This is a genomic window from Stenotrophomonas sp. 1L-E-5-B-C3 (assembly GCF_057292075.1).
In genome coordinates this window covers 219,826-237,742 of sequence record NZ_JBXAWS010000005.1, presented here as the reverse complement: position 1 = coordinate 237,742, position 17,917 = coordinate 219,826, and the positions used below count along the sequence as shown (strand labels likewise).

The window sequence follows — 17,917 nt, the reverse complement described above, 5'->3', positions numbered from 1 at the left end:
GATCGGACATCTTCCGCAGATGCCGCCGGCAGCAGCAGAAGAACCAGCAGCAGGGCGAGGGAGGTGCGCAGGCGCGAGCGGTCCCGCCTGCTCACGGCGGGCTCGCGTGTGGGCGCATGGCGTAGATCTCGGCGTCGTTGCGCAGGCCAAGCTTGCGCAGCGCGGCAATCTTCTGGGTGCTGACGGTCTTGACGCTCCGGTGGCGACGCAGCGCGATCTCGGACACGGTGAGCCCGGTGAGCAGCAGTTCCAGTACCTCGCGTTCATTGCGGCTGAGTTCACTGCAGTCCGCAGGCAGGACACAGTCAGGTGGCAGGCGGCTGAGCCCCTGAGACACGCACACAATGGCCTCTGACAGCATCGGCAGCGGCTCGGCCTTGCCGACGACGCCGCCGATGCCGGCATTGATCAGGTGGCTGAGGTTGGTTGCGGGTGAAAGCGTGGCGAAAGCGAGCAGTGGGATGTGGGGAAAGGTCTCGCGCAGCAGGGGGATCAACTCGGCGCTACCGCGGTCGTCGGGGGCCAGGCTCAGGTCGATGATCGCCACATCGACGGGCAGTCGATGCAGGGTGGTGATGAGGTCTTCGCTGAGGGAGTGGCTGGCGACGATGCTGAAGCGGCGGTCGCGGTTGAGGTGCAGGGCGATGCCGCGACGGACGACTTCATGGTCGTCCAGAAGCGCCAGGCGCAGCCGGCGCGGTGCAGGATGTCCATTCATGCGCAGGGAGGTGATCAGCGCCCATGGGCGTGGTCATCATTTTGGCGTCACTGTCACGCCGGGCATCGAATTTCCGGGATTTTTGCGATTATTCCTAAGAATCGATGTGTTGCGCGCATCGGTTCCGCGAACGTCATTGATGTAGTGGATGGAACTCATCGATACCGGGTCAGCGGACCGACTGCGGCACCCGCCTCAACCTGGCAGTGTCGTAACCCATCGCTGCAATGCGCTGCACCGCCTGCTGGTAGTCGCTTTCCGAGACCTGGGGCGTACGCGCCATGTACCAGACATAGTCGCGCTTGCTGCGGGCCACAATGGTCTGGCGGTAGCCTTCGTCCAGCCAGGCAATGATGTATTCGGCCTGGATCGGCCAGATGAACTGCATGCCCCAGATCGCACCGTTTCCCTCTTTCTCCACCCGGCCGATCGGATGCATCGACTTCTGTGGGGCATCGAAGCTGCCCTTGCGATAGGTGAAGGTGGTCTGGATGCGTCCATCCGGCCGTAGCGCGTAACTTTCCACCGCATCGAAAGCCTCGCGTTCCGGGCGCGATGGAATGTGTGCGATCACATACCAGTCGCCCATGAATCGCGGCACATCCACCGATGGTGGCCGCGGCAGGGGCCGGGTGTCGCTGGAACTGCAGCCTGCGCCGAACAGGCCGGCTGCGAGCAGAGGAAGCAGCGGGAAAATGCGCATGTCACACCTCAGCGTGGGCGGAACAGGTAATGGGCCACCAGCCACTGCCGGCCATCGTCGTAGCCGAACAGCTCGGCACAGGCCATCCAGAACATCCGCCAGCGCTGCCACCAGATCTTTGCCGCGGCCTGACCGTAAGTGGCGACCAGTACAGGCATGACCTCTTCGCGGGCGGCGTCCTGGTTGGCCAGCCAATGATCAGCGGTGCGCTGGTAGTGACTGCCATCCAGCAGCCAGCGCTGTTCCAGCCGCAGGTCGCGCTGGAAGTGCAGCAGGGTGTCGGCGGCGGGCATCAGCCCGCCCGTGAAGAAGTGGCGGCCCATCCAGTTGTCGCCGCCGCTGGTCTCGAACGGATACATCAGCGTGCGGTGGGCGAAGATGTGCACGAACAGCGCGCCATCCGGTTTCAGCCATCGTGCGATGCCCGACAGCAACCGCTCATAGTTGCGTACGTGTTCGAACATCTCCACCGACACGCAGCGGTCGAACTGTGCCGTTGGCAGCTCAAGCTCGTTGACGTCGCAGGTCAGCACCTCGACGTTGCCCAGGCCGCGCGCCTGGCACTGCGCCATGATGTGCCTGCGCTGGCTGTGCGAGTTGGAGACGGCGGTGATATGCGCCTGCGGGAAGCGTTCGGCCATCCACAGCGTCAGTGAGCCCCAGCCGCAGCCGAGTTCAAGGATCTGCTGGCCGTTGGCCAGGCCGGCGCGTTGGCCGTACAGCGCCAGCATGGCGTCCTCGGCCTGGTCCAGCGTTTCGCGGCCAGTGGGGTAGTAGCAGCTGCTGTACTTCAGGCGCTTGCCCAGGCAGGCCTGGAAGAAGGCCGCGGGAACTTCGTAGTGCTGGCGGTTGGCCACTTCGGTATGCAGCGCGAGTGGGCTGTCGGCCAGCTCGGCGATGCGCCGGCTGAAGCGTGCCGACTGCCCCTCGATTCCGCCTTCGGCCTCGTCATGCAGCCGTTGTGCGCACAGGCGACGTATGCCGGCACGCAGCGCCGCATCGGGCACCAGTCCGCGTTCGGCCCAGGCGATCAGCCCGGTCTCCGCATCTTCGGCCGGATTCAGTGACGGGATCGCGCTCATGCGGAATGCTCCTTGGACGTGCGGGGGAACCAGGGAAAGAACATCGACGTGCTGCGCTGGTACTCGCGGTAGTCTTCGCCGCGGCTGCGCAGAGCCTGCTTCTCGGTGAACGGAATGCCGCTCAGATAGCGCAGGAATACATACATCAGCAGCGGGCCGGACCACGCCAGCCACCACAGTGGTGAGCCCACCGCCAGCAGCACGTAGCTGAACCAGTGCAGCCATTCGAAGAAGTAGTTGGGGTGGCGCGAGTAGCGCCAGAGCCCTTTGCGGCAGGTCAGGCCCTTGTTCGCCGGGTCGGCCCGGAACCGGGCCAGCTGCCGGTCGGCCAGCGCCTCGCCGCCGACGCTGAGCAGCCAGACGCCTGCGCCGGCAACCACCCACAGCGACAGCCCCGGCCTTGGATTGGCCGCCACCGCGACGAAGGGCAGGGCGAACAGGACGATCAGCAGCGCCTGCGCCATGAAGAAGCCGAAGATTTTCCCTTGGTGGCCGTGCCAGTGTTCCCGCAGATAACGGTAGCGACCGTCCTCGTCTTCGTGACGGACCCGGTGCCAGAGATGCAAGGCCAGGCGGCTGCCCCACAGCCCACCCAACAGCCCCAGCGCGAGCCGTGGCATCAACGCGCCATCGCCCAGCAGTGCCAGCAGCAGCGCCGATGCACCCACGCCTTTGGCCCAGAGCACATCAACCACGCCGATGTTGGAGTGGCGACGCTGCCAGGCCCAGCCCCAGCTCATTACCACTACTGCGTACAGCAGCACCCACCCTGGATTGATCATGACGATGCTCCGGCAAGTGGCGGGTGGTCTGAAGGTTGCGACCAGCGGCGGGCCGTGGCACACAGCAGCGGCAGAGCGATGCTCCAGCCCAGACCGAGCACCAGCAGCCCCTGCCAGGTGGGCGCCCGGAACTGCACCGCATCGAAACCCCGGGAGGCCGAGAGATAGGCCAGTGGCGCGAGCAGCAGGCCGAACAGGACCGGCAATGCGGGGTGCCGTAGCAGGAAGCGCATCGAGGTGGTCAGCGTCATCGCGAACGCGGCCCACAGCGCCATGATCCACGGCGGCGGTGCCCAGCCAAGCGATGCCGCCGCATAGCGCACCATTCCGCTGGCCGCTGCGCTGGCATCCACCAGCCAGGCGCAGGCCAGCGCAACCAGCAACAGGCGAAGGTCTACGCTCGGCTTGGGGGATGTCAGCACCTGGCTGGCCACGTAGAGGCTTGCCGCGAACAGCGCTGGCCACTGCCAGCCACGGCCGGCACCGGCCACCGCGCACAGCCAGACCAGCTGGTTGCCGATGAGGTTGGTCCAGAATCGGCGCATTTCAGTGGCCATCGCTCGCCGCCCCCATCGGCCGATGGCCCGGACGCGCCAGCAACAGATGCGACACGCCGATCGAACGCTCCAGGAAGCCCCCCTCGCAGTACGCCAGATAGAACTCCCACAGACGGCAGAAGCGCGCGTCGAAGCCCTGCGCCTGCACCGCAGGCAGCTGGGCGAGGAAGCGATGACGCCATGCACGCAGGGTCAGCGCGTAGGAATGGCCGAAATCCTGCTGCGCGATCAGCTGCAGGTCGCTGGCCCGGGTCTTGGCCGCCATGATCGCGTTGATCGAGGGAATGAAGCTGCCCGGGAATACGTAGCGCTTGATGTAGTCAACGCTGCGCCGCGCCTGTTCGTAGCGCTGGTCCTCGATGGTGATGGCCTGCAGCAGCGCCACGCCGTGCGGCTTCAGCAGGCGCTGCAGCGTGGCCATGTAGGTGTCCAGGTACTCGGCACCAATGGCTTCGATCATCTCGATCGACACCAGCTTGTCGTAGCGGCCCTGCAGGTCCCGGTAGTCCTGCATCAGCAGGGTGACGCGCCCCTGCAGGCCGGCGGCCTTTACACGTTCGGTGGCCAGCGCGTGCTGCTCGGCGGAAATGGTGGTGGTGGTGACGTGGCAGCCATAGTGCTGGGCCGCATGCACGGCGAAACCGCCCCAGCCGGTGCCGATCTCGACCACGTTGTCGCCCGGCTTGAGCTGCAGCTGCTGGCAGATGCGGTCCAGCTTGCGTCGCGATGCCGTCTCCAGCGATTCACTGTCATCGGCGAAGAGTGCCGAGGAGTACATCAGGTCGGGCGACAGGAACAACGCGAAGAAATCGTTGCCGAGGTCGTAGTGCGCCGCGATGTTGCGACGACTGCCTTCGCGGCTGTTGCGACGCAGGCGATTCCAGCCGCGCAGCAGCCAGCCGCCCACGCGGGCGGGGCCGTGCTCCATGCTGTCAAGCAGATCGCGGTTGCGTACCAGCAGCCGCACCAGGGCCACCAGATCATCGCAGTGCCAGTCGCCGTGGATGTAGCTCTCGCCGGCGCCGACGCTGCCCTGTGCAGCCACTTTTCGGTAGAACGCCGGGTCGTCGATGGTGACCGTGACCTGCAGATCACCGCGGGCTTCGCCCAGCCAGACCTCGCCGAGCGCATCGCGCACGCACAGACGGCCGTCGCGCAGGGGCGCCAGCTGCGCCAGCAGGCGGCGGCGCAGGAAAACGTCGAGCGTGCCCGGCTGTGGCACGGCTACCGAGGGATTCATCTCGTTCATCGTGGTTTCTCGGCAAGGGAAGGGTGGTCGTGCACCGGGTTGCGCTTCAGCCACAGGCGCAGCGCATGCCAATGGATGGCGGCCACCACCTGGGTGGTCATCAACGGATAGCAGGCGAGGACGCGCGCAAGGCCGCGTCCGTCCAGCGGGCGCCGCTGCATGGACTGGGTGGCGTCGAACTGGCGCACGTCGTCACGCCACACCTGCATGTGCACGCGCAGGTCCTCGCCGGGTGCGTTGAACCGCCAGTCATAGCAGCAATCCATCGGCATGAACGGCGAGACGTGGAAGCACTTGTCGAACCGCCAGCGTAGTGACGCGCCCTCATGGAGCGCGGTCGATACCGGCAGCACGTATGCGTGGCGTTCCTTCCATGGGGTATTGGTGATGTCGGCGACGATGCAGTCCAGCGTGCTGCCGTCAGCCCGATAGCAGTAGTAGAAGCTGACCGGGTTGAACACGTGGCCGGCAAAGCGCAGGTGGGTCAGTAGGCGCACGGGCCCGCAGGGGCGGTAGCCGAGGGTGTTCGCGGCGTGGTCGCGCACGGCATCGCCGAGCGGCTGCGCGGGATCGCCGAAGTAGTCGCTGCGGCGGAACTCGGCCAGGTTGCGCCGGTTGACCGACCACAGCCAGCGTCGTTCGAACACGGTCTCCAGCTCATCAAGATCCAGCAGCAGCTGTGCAACCGGATAGCGGAAGGCGTGCGGATGCGGGTGATGGCGCCGATGCATCACCTGCCCGATATAGAGTGCGCTGGCGCTCACGCGGCGACCTCGCCGAACGCCGGCGCCAATCGATGCGGTTCGCAGGCACGCAGTGCGTCGACAACGCGGCGGGCACTGTGGATGCCGTCCTCATGGAAGCCCCAGCCCCAATAGGCACCGGCGAACCAGGTATGGCGCCGGCCCTGCAGCTCGCCCCAGCGCTGCTGCGCGCGCACTGCGGCATGGTCATGCACCGGGTGCGCGTAGTGCAGCGTACGCAGCACCTTGGCCGGGTCGATCGCCTCGCTGCGGTTGAGGGTCACTACCAGCGGAGTGTCACCGGGCAGGCCCTGCAGCAGGTTCATGCAGTAGCTGACCGTGCACGGCGCGGTGGGGTCGCGCGGCACGTGCGCGTTCCAGGCGGCCCAGGCCTTGCGGTCGCGCGGCAGCAGCGATGCATCGGTGTGCAGCACGGCTTCGTTGGGCTGGTAGCGGATGGCGCCGAGCACCTCGCGCTCGATGGCATCGGCGTCACCCAGCAGCGCCAGCGCCTGGTCGCTATGGCAGGCGAGGATCACCTCGTCGAAGCCTTCCACGCCGGCCGCACTGTGCACCCGCGCGCCCCAGGGCATGCGCTCGACCGAATGCACCGGGCATTCCAGTCGTTCGCGTACCTGCCAGCGGGCACGCAAGGCATCGACATAGCGCGCCGAGCCGCCTTTGACTACCCGCCACGGCGAACGCCCGGTCATCTGCAGCATCTGATGGTTGGCCATGAACTGGGCCAGATAGCGCGCCGGGAAGTCCATCACGGTGGCGGTTGGTGAAGACCACAGCGCCGACGCCATCGGCAGCAGGTGCTCCCCGATGAAGGCCTCGCCATAGCGCTGGTCGCGCAGGTACTGGCCCAGCGTAGGGCCCTGGTCTTCTGCCAGCAGCAGCGGCGCGTCGCGGTAGAAGCGGCGCAGGTCGGCCAGCATGCCCCAGAAGCGCGGCGACAGCAGGTTGCGGCGCTGGCAGAACAGGCCGTCCAGCGAGGTGGCGTTGTATTCCACGCCGCTGCGCTCGCTGTGCATTGAAAAGCTCATCGTGGTCGGCTGCGAGGCCACGTCCAGCTCATCGAACAAGGCGGTCAGCAGCGGATAGTGCCGCGGGTTGAAGACGATGAAGCCGGTATCCACGGCCATGCGCCGGCCGCCCACCTGCACGTCGTGGGTGTGGGTATGGCCGCCCAGGTAGTCATTGGCTTCAAACAGCGTGACTTCATGTTCGCCATGCAGCCACCAGGCGCTGGCCAAGCCTGCAATGCCGGAGCCGATGATCGCGATGCGCATGTCAGTACCTCGCCTTGGCCAGTACCCATTCGGGAATCGGCTTGAGTCCCTTGACCAGGCCGACCGCGGACATCGCACGCAGCCCGTACCAGGTCAGGTCGATCTCCCACCAGCGGAAGCCCTGGCGGACCGTGCCTGGAAAGAAGTGGTGATTGTTGTGCCAGCCTTCGCCGAAGGTGAGCAGTGCCAGCCAGAGGTTGTTGCGGCTGTCGTCGCGGGTTTCGAAGCGGCGGCGGCCGAACCGGTGCGCCAGTGAATTAATGGTGACCGTGGCATGGAACAGCACCACGGTGGAGATGAAGAAGCCCCAGACCAGCAGCTGCGGTCCGGAGGTGTGCAGTGCGGGTACCCAGCGTTCAAGCGCGGCACCCAGTGCATAGAGGCCGGCGGCCAGCAGCACCGGCACCGCGGTATCGAAGCGGTCCAGCCAGCGAAGTTCCGGGAAGCGGGCGAGATCGGGCACCCGCGAAAGATCGGTGGCGAAGGCCTCACGGGTCAGGAACCAACCCATGTGGCTGCGCCAGAAACCCCCTTCGCGCGGTGAGTGCGGGTCCAGGGGTTGGTCGGCATGGCGATGGTGGTGGCGGTGATGTGCGGCCCACCACAACGGACCGCGCTGCACGCTGGCGGCACCGATCACCGCGAACACGAACTGCACTGGTCGCGACGCCTGGAAGGTGCGGTGCGAGAAGTAGCGGTGGTAGAACGCGGTGATCGCGAACATCCGCACTGCGTAGAGTGCAACGGCCATGATCACCGCGGTCCACGAGATGCCGACCCAGATCACCGCCAGGCAAGCTGCGTGCATCAAAGCGAATGGCACCGCCCGCAGCCAATCAATGCGGCCCGGCTGGCCCGCGCTGGCATCTGCACCGCTGCCGGTGTCGATCCAGCGCTTCAATGTACGCAGGAAACGGCGGCGTCGGCGGGGAAGGGGCGCTACAGAAGCCATGACGGATCTCGGCTGGAGTCGTGTCTTCCTCTACGCACCAGAACACAGAATGGATGCACTGCCGTGCAGATCGTTGCCGATTCACCTGGGCGTCACGGCGCAGTCGGCAACGAGCGGTTGCGTCCAGGCCCGTTGCCACTCGACCGCAGCGCTTTCACGTGGCGCTGATGCAAACCGCACCACCACCTGTGGGTAGCCGCCCCGCGCATCGCGAAGATTGCTGGTGCCACGGAATTCCAGCAGTCGCCGGTCTGCGCTCGCGTAGACAAGCGATAGGCGCGGTGCGATGCCGCCATACCAGGTGTCCAGGCTGACCTCGATGGACTGGGCATCGATACCTTGCCAGCGCAGCGGCCCGCTGCGCACCACCTGTACCGGGTAGAAGCGTTGCCGCGCCGGAACCAGAAAAGGCAGCGAGACGCGCTCACCACGCATCAAGGCAGGCCAATGCAGGCGCACTGCCGCATCGAATCCGGCGTCGATCACAGCATCTGCCGGCAGGGTGAGGCGACGCTGGCGCCGAGGGGAGGCGGCGGCTTCCTTCCAGTCGACCGCGATCGTTCCACCATCGGCCGCTACCTCCGCCGTCTGGCCGCTGCGCCTGTCCTCCAGGGTGTAGCCGCGCGCCTGTACCTGCGAGGTGGCGGGCAGGTGCTTGCGTGCGAAGGGTCGTCCATCCGGGCACTGGTACAGCACCCAGCGCTCGGAGCCGTCCTGGGCGGAGCGCTGCCAGTGCAGCTCCCGATAGGCGGCAGCCCCTTGCGGCGTGGTGGCAACACCTTCGCTGCGCTGCCAAGGGGTAGCCAGTGCGGTGCAGGGCAGGCAGAGCAACAGCCAGATGATGCGCATGAGGGGCATCCGGAAGGGGGCTCAGGGCTTACGGTGCAGAGGGCTGGCTGGATGCGCGGCGCTGGCTGCATCCAAATGGTGCCCCCAGCCGTAGAGAGAACAGACCTTCACCTGCCCGCCGCGAACGCAGATGTACCCTGACGCCGCCAGCCCCGCCTTCAACTTCGATAGCGTACGCATCGTGTCCAGTTCCCAGCAGCCGAACAGCGAGCCGACGAACTGGGCCGGTGACATGGACGGTGTGGCGCGGCTGCGCGACCGCGACTGCTTCATGCGCATCTACGATCATTTCATGCCACGCCTGTGCGTCTACCTGCGCGGCCTGGGCGCACCCGAAGCAGTCGCCGAGGAGCTCGCGCAGGAGTGCCTGCTGCGGCTGTGGCTGCGCGCAGCCGACTACGACCCGGCGCAGGCAGCGCTGAGTACCTGGCTGTACCGCATCGCGCGCAACCTGCATATCGACCGGGTACGGCATGAGCGCAGCTGGATGCAGGTGCAGGCCGCGGTGGAGTACGCAGCGACGGCAGACGTGGTTGAGCGCAGCAGTGCCGAGCAGTTCGCCGACCAGGCCCGGCTGCGCCAGCGCATCAATGAGTTGCCTGCGGTGCAGGCGCGTCTGGTCCGCATGTCCTACTTCGAGGCCAAGAGCCACGGCGAGATCGCCGAAGCCTTGGGCATGCCGCTGGGTACGGTCAAATCGCATCTGCGACGTGCGTTCCTGCAGCTGCAATCCAAGGTGGGGGGCGCGCTGTGAATCCGCACCACCACCTTCACGAATCCACCCTGATGAGCTATGCCGCGGGCGCGCTGCCGGCGCCGTTGAGCATTGTTGCCGGCACGCACCTGGAGCAGTGCCCGCAGTGCCGCCAGCGGCTGCGGGATGCCGAGGTGATCGGCTCGGTGCTGCTGGAGCAGACGCAGCCGCCGCAAGGCGGCGGTGACGCGCGCCGGAATGCACTTCGCGAGGCGATGTTGCGGCGCCTGATTACGGAGTCGCCGATCAGCGTTACAGCGCCGGTACGTCCAGTGCCGCCAGAGCGGCCTGAAGCGGATCCCGATCACCTGCCGGCGTCGCTGCATCCGTACTTCGGGACCTCGCTCAGTGGACTACGCTGGCGCTGGATGGCGCCGGGGGTGCATTGCATCCGCGCCGAACAGATGCCTTCACTGATCATGCTGAAGATCGCGCCCGGCAAATGCCTTCCCATGCACAGCCATGGCCGCAGCGAGCTGACCCAGATCCTGCGCGGCTCCTACAACGATGCCCTGGGCTTGTTTGCGCCGGGTGACGTGGCGGATCTGGATGAAGATGTGGAGCACCAGCCGGTGACGGCGCCGGGCGTGCCCTGCATCTGCGTATCCGCGCTGGACGCACCACTGGTGTTCAGCGGCTGGCTGGCGAGGAAGATCCAGCGTTTCGTGAAGCTCTAGCGGGGTGCTGCGATGAGCACGATGAAGGAAATGCGCGTGCTGTTGACCGGTGCCGCGGGGCTGGTGGGGCAGGGCGTGGCCATGGCCTGCCAGACTTCGCCAAGGGTTGCCAGCCTGACTGCTCTGGTCCGGCATCGAGGCAGCCTTGCCGGCGCCGGTGACGAGCTGGTGGTGCCGGACTTCCTGCGCATCACTGAGCAACGCGATGATCTGGTTGGCTACGACGCCTGCCTGTACTGCGCAGGCGCGCCACCTGTAGGCACTGCCGAGGCTGAGTACCGGCGGGTGACCCTGGATACCACGCTCGCCGTCGCGCGCGCCTGGGCCGCTGCTAATCCTCGCGGTTGTTTCCTGTATGTGTCTGGCGCAGGCGCGGACCCGCAAAGCCGGATCATGCCGCTGCGGATCAAGGGCGAAACCGAGCAGGCATTGCGTGTGTTACCGATCCGGGCAGTCATGCTGCGCCCTGGTGGCGTCCGCCCGGTGCCTGGCACCGGCACCCGGCATGCCGTGCTGAAACCGTTGTACTGGGGCGGTGCACCGCTGATGAAACTGGCAGGGGTGATTACCCCTGGGCTGGTGACCAGCAATCTTGCACTGGGCCAGGCGATGATCGCGCTGGCCGGCATGAGCAATCCACCCGCGACGGTGGAGTGCGCTCAGATCAACCGGATCGCTGCTGGCGAAGGCGACCTGGTGGCCTGATTGCCGCAGGCTTGAGGCAATCGGAGCGATCACAGTGCAGCGGGATTGGCCTGCCAGACCGAGAAGTTCAGCGCCGAAGCAAACGAAATCCAGGCCAGGTAGGGCAGCAGCATTACCGCGGCACCGCGGTGGATGCGCGCGAAGGCAAAGATGGTGGCGCAGACAAGTACCAGCAATACAAGAATGTCGATGAAAGCGAGGGCGCCCAACTTCCAGCCGAAGAACAGCCAGCTCCATAGTGCGTTGATGGCCAGCTGCAACAGATAGAGCGACAGTGCTGGCCGAGCCCCGCGCCAGCCGCGATCACGCCAGACCAGCCACGCCGCAATCGCCATCAGCGCGTAGAGCAGGGTCCACACTGGACCGAACACGCTGGCCGGCGGCGCCCAGGAGGGCAGTACGAGGCTGGCATAGAAGCTGGCGGCTGACGTCGAGGCCCAAGCGCCCAGCGTAGCGGCGGCAAACGTGATCGCGATCCAGCCCAGCAGGCCAACTCCTTGCGTGCTCCTCTTCATTGCGTGCATCTCCTGAATACGTATGCCGACACATACGTACGAGCGCGGCAGATGGATGCGGTACGGGCGCCTTCAGTCCGAAGAGCTGGCGGCGCCAGTTCCCTGGCTCGTCGGCAAGAGTGAAGGTTGCTGATCGAACCACTCGCGTGCCTTGGCCAGATGCCACTGGCGATGGTCGCCATCCAGCTCGATGCCGGCGCCCAGCAGCCCCCAGCGGAGGTAGAGATCACCACGCTTGCGCTGTTCCAGCAGATCCAGCCGCGCACGCACCGAAAGACGATCGTTTTCGGCCTGCAGGCCATCGATCACCAGATGACCCGGGCGCCATCGCAGCGTTGCCTGCGCATCGACCTGCCCGGAATCCAGCAGCGACAGGGTCCAGCGTGGGTAATCGGTGCGTTCGGCGAACAGTGCCAACAGTGGCCGTGCATCACTCAGGGTCAGGTCGGTCGTCGCATCCACCTGGAACGGCGATTGCGCATCGATGCGGCCGCGCTTGAAGGCGATGCGTCCTTTCCACGTGTTCGCGCGCTCGCTGCCCGCCACCTGCACATTGCGCAGTTCCACCGTGCTGCCGGACAGATCGAAATGGCGCTGGTTGAAGTCGCCGCGCCGAAGCGTGGCGTTCACGTCGACGTCGCCGCCCATGTCCAGGCCTGCAACCTTCGCGCTGGCGTTTCGACCCTGCAGGCGGGCAGTGCCGTGACCAACGCGACCATCGGTGTCGAGCATGGCGTCGCCGCTCAGGATTCCGGTGCCGCGCAGCAGGCGCACCTGTTGAGAGCCAAGGTAGCGGTTGTAGGTGGCCAGGTCCGGGATGGTCGCTTCGCTGAAGCGCAGCCGCGCACGAACGCCCTTGCGTAGTTCCTGCAGGCGGCCATCGCCGGTGAGTTCCACGGCCAGGTCGCGACCGTCGAAAAGGCGCACATCCTTCGCATCGCTGGGGCGCGCCGTGAAGCGCGGCAGCCGGATCGCCAGCTGTGCCTGAGTGGGTGTCCCGGCCTTCAGCTCGCCATGCGCGCTGGCCGTGCCGGCCAGACGCACGCCGGCCACTTCGGCCACCGCTTCGGCCGAGGGAATGTCCACGGTGCTGCCTTCGATCAGCTCACCATTGCGCAGGCGTAGATCCGCCTTCAGCGTGCCGCCGCCATCCAGCTGCAGCCACGGTTTGCGTACGAACAGGGCAGGGATCCAGTTGAGCGAGGTGAAGGTCCATTCGCCGCGCACAGTGCCGGAGCTGCGTTCCAGCAGCTGGGCAGGGTGCTGGAATGGAATCTCGCGCCCGGTGATGTGCAGGTCGGCATCGATGCCAGCGGCCGAGTCCGGGCGTGGCGGCAGGCGTGCCTGCAGGCGCATGTCGTTGGCCACATTGAGCTGCAGGGCCAGCACGCCGCGATCGGGTGCGCCGTCGCCGAGGTAGAGCGGCACCTGCCAGAGCGCGCGGTCACCAGGTTGCAACTGGCCGTCCAACAGGTGGACCGCCAGTTGCAGGCGACCGGGAACCGGCGAACTGGAGATGCGGGGCGTCTGCGCGTCCGTATCCATGCGCAAGCCCTGGCTGCGCGCGTCCACATCAAGCTGCGCACGCAGCAACTTCAACTTGGCCAGGCCGGGCGCCTGGTCGCGATAGTGCCGCGGATAGCTGAAGCGCGCGGTCAGATCCATGTCGCCCAGCAGCTGCACACCGTCATAGCTGGTGTCTGCCTTGCTGAACGAGACCTCGGAGTCGAACAGTTCGGACGGGCCGCCGCGCAGCTGCTTGAGGAACCCGACGGTTCCCTGGCCCTTGCCGATGATCAACAGCTTGCCGAGCCGGGCGCTGCGGATGCTGTCGCTGTGGATGGCGTCGAAACGCAGGGTCCAGCCCTGGTCGCTGCGCGGGGGCGACGGAATGGCGTCCTCGACGCGACTGATTTCGGCCGACACGCCTGTGGCCTGCAATCGGGGAACCCGCACTTCGCGGTGGAACAGGGGCAGCACGGCCAGCCTGGCGCTGGCGCGCTCCGCATGCAGCACGTAGACGGTGTGATTCACGTGACCGCGCATGTGCACGTTCCAGGCAATAACGTGGCCAGGCAGCAGCGTGATGGCCGGGCCGGTAGTCATCACGAACTTGTGCGGCTTGCGGTTGGTGACCTGGTCGAACAGCGGGGTATTGAGGAAGATGTTGCCGGCGAGCAGGTAGAGAACGTACACGCCCAGTAGAACGTAGCCAGCGACGCGCCATCGGCGGAACCGGTGTGGAGTGCGCGCGGGATTAGGGGGCATGTACTGCTCTAAGGGCCGGAATTCACTCAACTATTGCCGAAACGATGGCGGTGGCGCGTGAAGCAGGCACGGGCCGCAGCACGGCTCTGCTAGTGTCCGACTTGATTCTCACGCCGGATCTGGAGGAGTCGCATGGAGATTCGAGCCGCCACCGCAGACGACTTCGACGCCATGTGGGCGATCTTCAGAGCCGCTATTGCGACCGGGGACGCGCTGCCTTTTGGCCGCACATTCGAGGCCGAAACCTTTCGAAGCCATTGGTTCGGGCTGCAGACAGCCGATGTGGCCGTTCTGGAAGACAGGGTGGTCGGAATGTACAAGATGGGCGCCAACTTCCCGGACCTGGGTGCGCATGTGGCCAGCGCCACCTATGTGGTCGATCCTCGGGTGCGAGGTCGCGGCATTGGCCGGGCGCTGGTGGAGCACAGTCTTGATCGAGCCAGATCGGAGGGTTTTCTGGCCATGCAGTTCAATTACGTGGTCAGTACCAACACGCCGGCGGTAGCGCTGTACCGCACGCTGGGGTTTGCGGTGGTCGGGACGCTACCGGAGGCGTTCCGGCATCAGGAGCTGGGCCTGGTTGACGTGTATGTGATGCACCGGTTCCTGTAACCGGGAATATCGCTGTTCATCGGGCTTGGACAGCTGGCAGGGAACCTGATCGAAATGCCGTGGCGTCATGTACCGCCACCGGCACGGATATCAGGCGAAGACGCGCTCGATGTCCTGTTGGGCGTGCTGCAGTGCCTGCGCCCGCGCGTCGTCTCCCATTGCCAGTCCCTCGGCCCGGATGAAGTGCAGGTCGGTGACGCCGAGGAAGCCGAACAGGCTGGTCAGGTAGGTTTCGTGGTGGTCCATGGCCGCACCCGGCGCATCGCCGGCATACATGCCCCCCCGGGTGGAGGCGATCAGCACGCGCTTGCCGCCCGCCAGGCCTTCAGGCCCCTGTGCGGTGTAACGGAACGTCCTGTCGACAATCGCAATGCGGTCGATCCAGGCTTTGAGCTGGCTGGGAATGCTGAAGTTGTACATCGGCGCTCCGATGACGACGACATCCGCCTGCAGGAACGCCTCCAGATCGTTGGCGCCGAGTGCCACATCCTGCTGCAGGGTGCCGGCTTCGATGGGAGCGCCCTGAGCGGCTGCGAGGTGGGGCGGGGCGAGGTGGTCAACCGGCGCCAGGGCGAGGTCGCGGTAGGTCACGTTCACGTCGCCATGCTGCTGGCGGGCAGCTTCGATGAGCTGGGCGGTGAGCTGGCGGCTAACCGACTGCTGGCCAAGGATGCTGGAATCAATGTGCAGGAGTTTCATGCTGGTTCTCGCAGTAAAGAGAGGGACGGGCCCGGCGAAGGTCGTGCCATGGGCCACGGCCGCACTCTATTTCTGCGTGTTTCGCCCCACTAGCCGGTCGCAACGGATTTCATTCGTCCACCGATGAGGGCAATTCCGCATGGCCGTGATTCGTCCACCCATGGACGGGTGAATTCCCTTTACGTCGGCTAGTGGAGGGGCGGGTGGCCCGTCTAGAGTGCGTTCCGCTGGCAGCGAAGACGTCGTCGCCGTTCCCGCCGCTACGGTCTTCCCTCTCTTTCGAACACACTTCCAGGAAACACAGACATGTCCACTTACTCCACAACGCTTGCTGCCTCATCCTCCATCCGCGTGCTGGGTGCGATCGAGCTGCTCGGCCGCCTCCTGCTGGTCTCGTTGTTCCTGATGTCAGGTTTCGGCAAGCTCAGTGCCTATGAGGCAACAGCGGGGTACATGGCCTCGGTTGGCGTCCCCGCGCTGATGCTGCCGCTGGTGATCCTGGCGGAGATCGGTGGCGCGCTGGCGATCATTGCCGGCTGGCAGACCCGGATCGTCGCTGTGCTGCTGGCGGGCTTCACCCTGGCTACCGCCTTCCTGTTCCACAACAACGTCGCTGACCAGACGCAGATGATCATGTTCCTCAAGAATGTCTCCATTGCCGGTGCATTCCTGATGCTGGCCGCCAACGGCGCAGGCCGGTTCAGCCTGGATGCGCGCAAGACCCGATGAGGGCAGGGCGCTGCGCCGAGCGCGGCGACACCATTTGCAACACAATGCAGGGGCCTCCGTACCGGAGGTCGTCTGCATGGAGTCCGCGGGTGATCGATCTCAATGATGTGGCCCTGTTCGTACAGGTGGCCAAGGCCGGCAGCTTCGCTGAGGCCGCGCGCCGGATCGGCATGCCCTCCAATACTGCCAGCCGGCGCATCCAGCAGCTGGAAGAGCAGCTGGGTGTCCGGCTGCTGCATCGTTCCACCCGCAAGTTGACCCTGACCGATGCCGGTGAAGGCCTGTACGCGCGCAGCGTGGAGCAGATCGAAGCGCTGGCGGACGTCACCCTGGAGCTTTCCGAGGGCAGCGAGATGCCGGTGGGAAAGGTGCGCGTCGCCGCGCCGGTGGATTTCTTCAACTGGTTCCAGCTGGAGTGGGTGCAGTCATTCCTGCAGGCCCATCCACGGGTTCGCCTGGAGTTCGTGCTCAATGATGCGCGCGCCGATCTGGTCGCCGACGGCATCGATGTTGCGATCCGTGGAGGTGCAGTCACCGGACCAACACTGATCGCGCGCCGGGTGGGCAACAACCGTGCAGTGCTGGTGGCCAGCCCGGCCTTTCTGGAGGCACGGGGAGCGCCCAGCGCATTGGAGGACCTGTCCGCGCACGACTGTATCGCCGTGCCCTCGGGCTCAGGGCGCACGCAGTGGCGCTTGATGGGGCCGGATGGCCCCGCTGAGGTAGAAGTGCGCGGGCGATTCAGCGCCAACTCGGCCTTGGCCTTGACCAAGGCCTGCGTGGCCGGCATGGGCATCGCGCTGCTGACCGAGGCGATGGTGGCGCAGCCGCTGCGGGAAGGGAAGCTGGTCCAGGTGCTGCCCGACTACCGTATTGATGGGCTGGAGTTGTTCGTGGTCTACCAGAGCCGGCGGCAGTTGCCGCGCGCCGCCAGCGCGTTTATCGACTTCGCCACGACCCATCTGATGCAGGGCAACTGGTAAGCACCTGAGCGGCAGGCGCTGCCGCCTCCACGCGTGACAGCCATTGCTCCAACGATGGAGGAATGAAATCCGCGCTGGCCGGCTACTGCCGTGCGTGCTCAGTGCCTACCTTGGACGTACGACGTCGTTGCGACGTTCGAAACCTGCTTCCAAGGAGACCACGCCATGCTTGCCGTCCACCCTTCCGAATCCACCGCGATGCCTCCGGTCGCCTCCGTGCGCCGCATCGTGCATCGCACCCGCGGCCGCAGCCACGGACCCATCACCCGGCTGGTGAGCCCTTCCGATCTGGGCGAACGGCTCAAGCCGTTCGTCTTCCTCGACCTTATCGATGCACGTGATCTTTCGCGTTCCCAAGCCCCTGCGCTTGGCCTGCATCCGCACTCGGGCATCGCCACGCTCACCTGGCTGCTGGAAGGGGCGGTCGACTATGAAGACGACCAGGGGCGCGAGGGCAGCATCGAGGCCGGCTGGATGGAGTGGATGCAGGCCGGCAATGGTGCCTGGCACGGCGGCGGATTCGGCGATTCCGATCGGCTGCGCGGCTTCCAGTTGTGGCTCGCGTTGCCACCTGCACTGGAGCTGGCTGCACCTTTCAGCCGCTACTTCGGCCCCGAGCAGATCCGCAGCGAAGGTCCGGTGACCGTATTGCTGGGATCGTACGGCATGGCCCGCAGCCCCATCGATGCACCGGCACCGATCAACTATTTCTCGGTGAAACTGCGGGCGGGAAAATCGTGGCGGTTCCAACCGCCGCCGGGGCATGACGTGGCCTGGGCCGCCGTGAGCGTGGGCTCGTTGCGTGTGCCCGAAGCGATCGGTGCAGGTGAACTGGTCGTCTTCGAGGAAGGCGGTCAGGAGGTCGCGTTCTTCGCCCGCGAGGACACCGAGTTCGTGTTCGGTACCGCAGCACGGCATCCGTATCCGCTGGCAACAGGCTATTACTCGGTCCATACGAGCCCGCAGGCGCTGGAGGCGGGTGAGGCGCGGATCCGGGAGCTGGGGAAGCAGATCCGGGCGGCGGGAAGCGCTGGCTGATGGATTC

20 protein-coding genes are annotated in these 17,917 nt (G+C 66.0%); 7 read left to right on the top strand and 13 right to left on the bottom strand.

All coding sequences use genetic code 11. From position 1 onward, the window contains the following. Window positions 1-91: 91 nt before the first annotated feature. From AC0Z6F_RS09035 to AC0Z6F_RS08990, 10 genes are all read right to left on the bottom strand, one after another. Window positions 92-718: a LuxR C-terminal-related transcriptional regulator gene (locus AC0Z6F_RS09035; RefSeq protein WP_100434615.1), complete on the bottom strand. Its 627-nt coding sequence runs from the start codon at window positions 716-718 to the stop codon at window positions 92-94. Between the two features lie 169 nt (window positions 719-887). Then, window positions 888-1,421, bottom strand: a complete 534-nt coding sequence (locus AC0Z6F_RS09030; protein WP_485617107.1) for a lipocalin family protein — start codon at window positions 1,419-1,421, stop codon at window positions 888-890. Between the two features lie 8 nt (window positions 1,422-1,429). After that, the gene (locus tag AC0Z6F_RS09025; protein WP_485617106.1) at window positions 1,430-2,503 is read right to left on the bottom strand and encodes an SAM-dependent methyltransferase; all 1,074 of its coding nucleotides are present in this window, start codon (window positions 2,501-2,503) and stop codon (window positions 1,430-1,432) included. Continuing rightward, the gene (locus AC0Z6F_RS09020) at window positions 2,500-3,285 is read right to left on the bottom strand and encodes a DUF1295 domain-containing protein (protein ID WP_485617105.1); all 786 of its coding nucleotides are present in this window, start codon (window positions 3,283-3,285) and stop codon (window positions 2,500-2,502) included. The genes AC0Z6F_RS09025 and AC0Z6F_RS09020 overlap by 4 nt, the downstream gene beginning before the upstream one ends. Then, entirely contained in the window at window positions 3,282-3,830 is a 549-nt protein-coding gene (locus tag AC0Z6F_RS09015; protein ID WP_485617104.1) for a DUF2878 domain-containing protein, read from the bottom strand. The genes AC0Z6F_RS09020 and AC0Z6F_RS09015 overlap by 4 nt, the downstream gene beginning before the upstream one ends. 1 nt (window position 3,831) lies before the next feature. Beyond that, the gene (locus tag AC0Z6F_RS09010; RefSeq protein WP_485617103.1) at window positions 3,832-5,091 is read right to left on the bottom strand and encodes a class I SAM-dependent methyltransferase; all 1,260 of its coding nucleotides are present in this window, start codon (window positions 5,089-5,091) and stop codon (window positions 3,832-3,834) included. Then, window positions 5,088-5,855 (bottom strand): DUF1365 domain-containing protein, encoded by a 768-nt coding sequence (locus AC0Z6F_RS09005; protein ID WP_485617102.1) that lies wholly within the window; start codon window positions 5,853-5,855, stop codon window positions 5,088-5,090. The genes AC0Z6F_RS09010 and AC0Z6F_RS09005 overlap by 4 nt, the downstream gene beginning before the upstream one ends. Further along, on the bottom strand, window positions 5,852-7,129 hold the full coding sequence (locus tag AC0Z6F_RS09000; RefSeq protein ID WP_485617101.1) for an NAD(P)/FAD-dependent oxidoreductase: 1,278 nt from the start codon (window positions 7,127-7,129) through the stop codon (window positions 5,852-5,854). Before AC0Z6F_RS09000 ends, AC0Z6F_RS09005 begins: the two co-directional genes overlap by 4 nt. 1 nt (window position 7,130) lies before the next feature. Next, window positions 7,131-8,081 (bottom strand): acyl-CoA desaturase, encoded by a 951-nt coding sequence (locus tag AC0Z6F_RS08995; RefSeq protein WP_485617100.1) that lies wholly within the window; start codon window positions 8,079-8,081, stop codon window positions 7,131-7,133. An 81-nt stretch (window positions 8,082-8,162) separates the two neighbouring features. Continuing rightward, window positions 8,163-8,930, bottom strand: a complete 768-nt coding sequence (locus AC0Z6F_RS08990) for a hypothetical protein (RefSeq protein ID WP_485617099.1) — start codon at window positions 8,928-8,930, stop codon at window positions 8,163-8,165. Between the two features lie 130 nt (window positions 8,931-9,060). On the opposite strand from AC0Z6F_RS08990, the gene AC0Z6F_RS08985 reads away from it, so the two are divergent. Genes AC0Z6F_RS08985 through AC0Z6F_RS08975 form a run of 3 tightly spaced genes read left to right on the top strand, consistent with a single transcriptional unit; the run spans window position 9,061 to window position 11,066 of the window. After that, on the top strand, window positions 9,061-9,684 hold the full coding sequence (locus AC0Z6F_RS08985) for a sigma-70 family RNA polymerase sigma factor (RefSeq protein WP_485617098.1): 624 nt from the start codon (window positions 9,061-9,063) through the stop codon (window positions 9,682-9,684). Next, window positions 9,681-10,361 (top strand): ChrR family anti-sigma-E factor, encoded by a 681-nt coding sequence (locus AC0Z6F_RS08980; protein ID WP_485617097.1) that lies wholly within the window; start codon window positions 9,681-9,683, stop codon window positions 10,359-10,361. Before AC0Z6F_RS08985 ends, AC0Z6F_RS08980 begins: the two co-directional genes overlap by 4 nt. A gap of 21 nt (window positions 10,362-10,382) precedes the next feature. Continuing rightward, window positions 10,383-11,066 carry a Rossmann-fold NAD(P)-binding domain-containing protein gene (locus AC0Z6F_RS08975; RefSeq protein WP_485617124.1) on the top strand — a complete coding sequence of 228 codons (684 nt, stop codon included), beginning with the start codon at window positions 10,383-10,385 and terminating at the stop codon, window positions 11,064-11,066. Window positions 11,067-11,095: 29 nt separating this feature from the next. Here AC0Z6F_RS08975 and AC0Z6F_RS08970 read toward each other — a convergent pair whose 3' ends face one another. Both AC0Z6F_RS08970 and AC0Z6F_RS08965 read right to left on the bottom strand, forming a co-directional pair. Continuing rightward, window positions 11,096-11,581 carry a TspO/MBR family protein gene (locus tag AC0Z6F_RS08970; protein WP_197581046.1) on the bottom strand — a complete coding sequence of 162 codons (486 nt, stop codon included), beginning with the start codon at window positions 11,579-11,581 and terminating at the stop codon, window positions 11,096-11,098. A 72-nt stretch (window positions 11,582-11,653) separates the two neighbouring features. After that, on the bottom strand, window positions 11,654-13,849 hold the full coding sequence (locus AC0Z6F_RS08965; protein ID WP_485617096.1) for an AsmA family protein: 2,196 nt from the start codon (window positions 13,847-13,849) through the stop codon (window positions 11,654-11,656). Between the two features lie 132 nt (window positions 13,850-13,981). Between AC0Z6F_RS08965 and AC0Z6F_RS08960 the strand changes: the two genes are divergently transcribed. After that, window positions 13,982-14,461 carry a GNAT family N-acetyltransferase gene (locus AC0Z6F_RS08960; RefSeq protein ID WP_485617095.1) on the top strand — a complete coding sequence of 160 codons (480 nt, stop codon included), beginning with the start codon at window positions 13,982-13,984 and terminating at the stop codon, window positions 14,459-14,461. Window positions 14,462-14,551: 90 nt separating this feature from the next. Here AC0Z6F_RS08960 and AC0Z6F_RS08955 read toward each other — a convergent pair whose 3' ends face one another. After that, window positions 14,552-15,160: an FMN-dependent NADH-azoreductase gene (locus tag AC0Z6F_RS08955; RefSeq protein WP_006367009.1), complete on the bottom strand. Its 609-nt coding sequence runs from the start codon at window positions 15,158-15,160 to the stop codon at window positions 14,552-14,554. Between the two features lie 306 nt (window positions 15,161-15,466). Here AC0Z6F_RS08955 and AC0Z6F_RS08950 point away from each other — a divergent pair, with 306 nt between their 5' ends. The 3 genes from AC0Z6F_RS08950 to AC0Z6F_RS08940 all read left to right on the top strand — a co-directional run bounded on the left by AC0Z6F_RS08950 (window position 15,467) and on the right by AC0Z6F_RS08940 (window position 17,910). After that, window positions 15,467-15,889 carry a DoxX family protein gene (locus tag AC0Z6F_RS08950; protein ID WP_006367019.1) on the top strand — a complete coding sequence of 141 codons (423 nt, stop codon included), beginning with the start codon at window positions 15,467-15,469 and terminating at the stop codon, window positions 15,887-15,889. 89 nt (window positions 15,890-15,978) lie between these two features. After that, on the top strand, window positions 15,979-16,872 hold the full coding sequence (locus tag AC0Z6F_RS08945) for a LysR family transcriptional regulator (protein ID WP_485617094.1): 894 nt from the start codon (window positions 15,979-15,981) through the stop codon (window positions 16,870-16,872). A gap of 216 nt (window positions 16,873-17,088) precedes the next feature. After that, entirely contained in the window at window positions 17,089-17,910 is an 822-nt protein-coding gene (locus AC0Z6F_RS08940) for a pirin family protein (protein WP_485617093.1), read from the top strand. Window positions 17,911-17,917 lie beyond the last annotated feature (7 nt).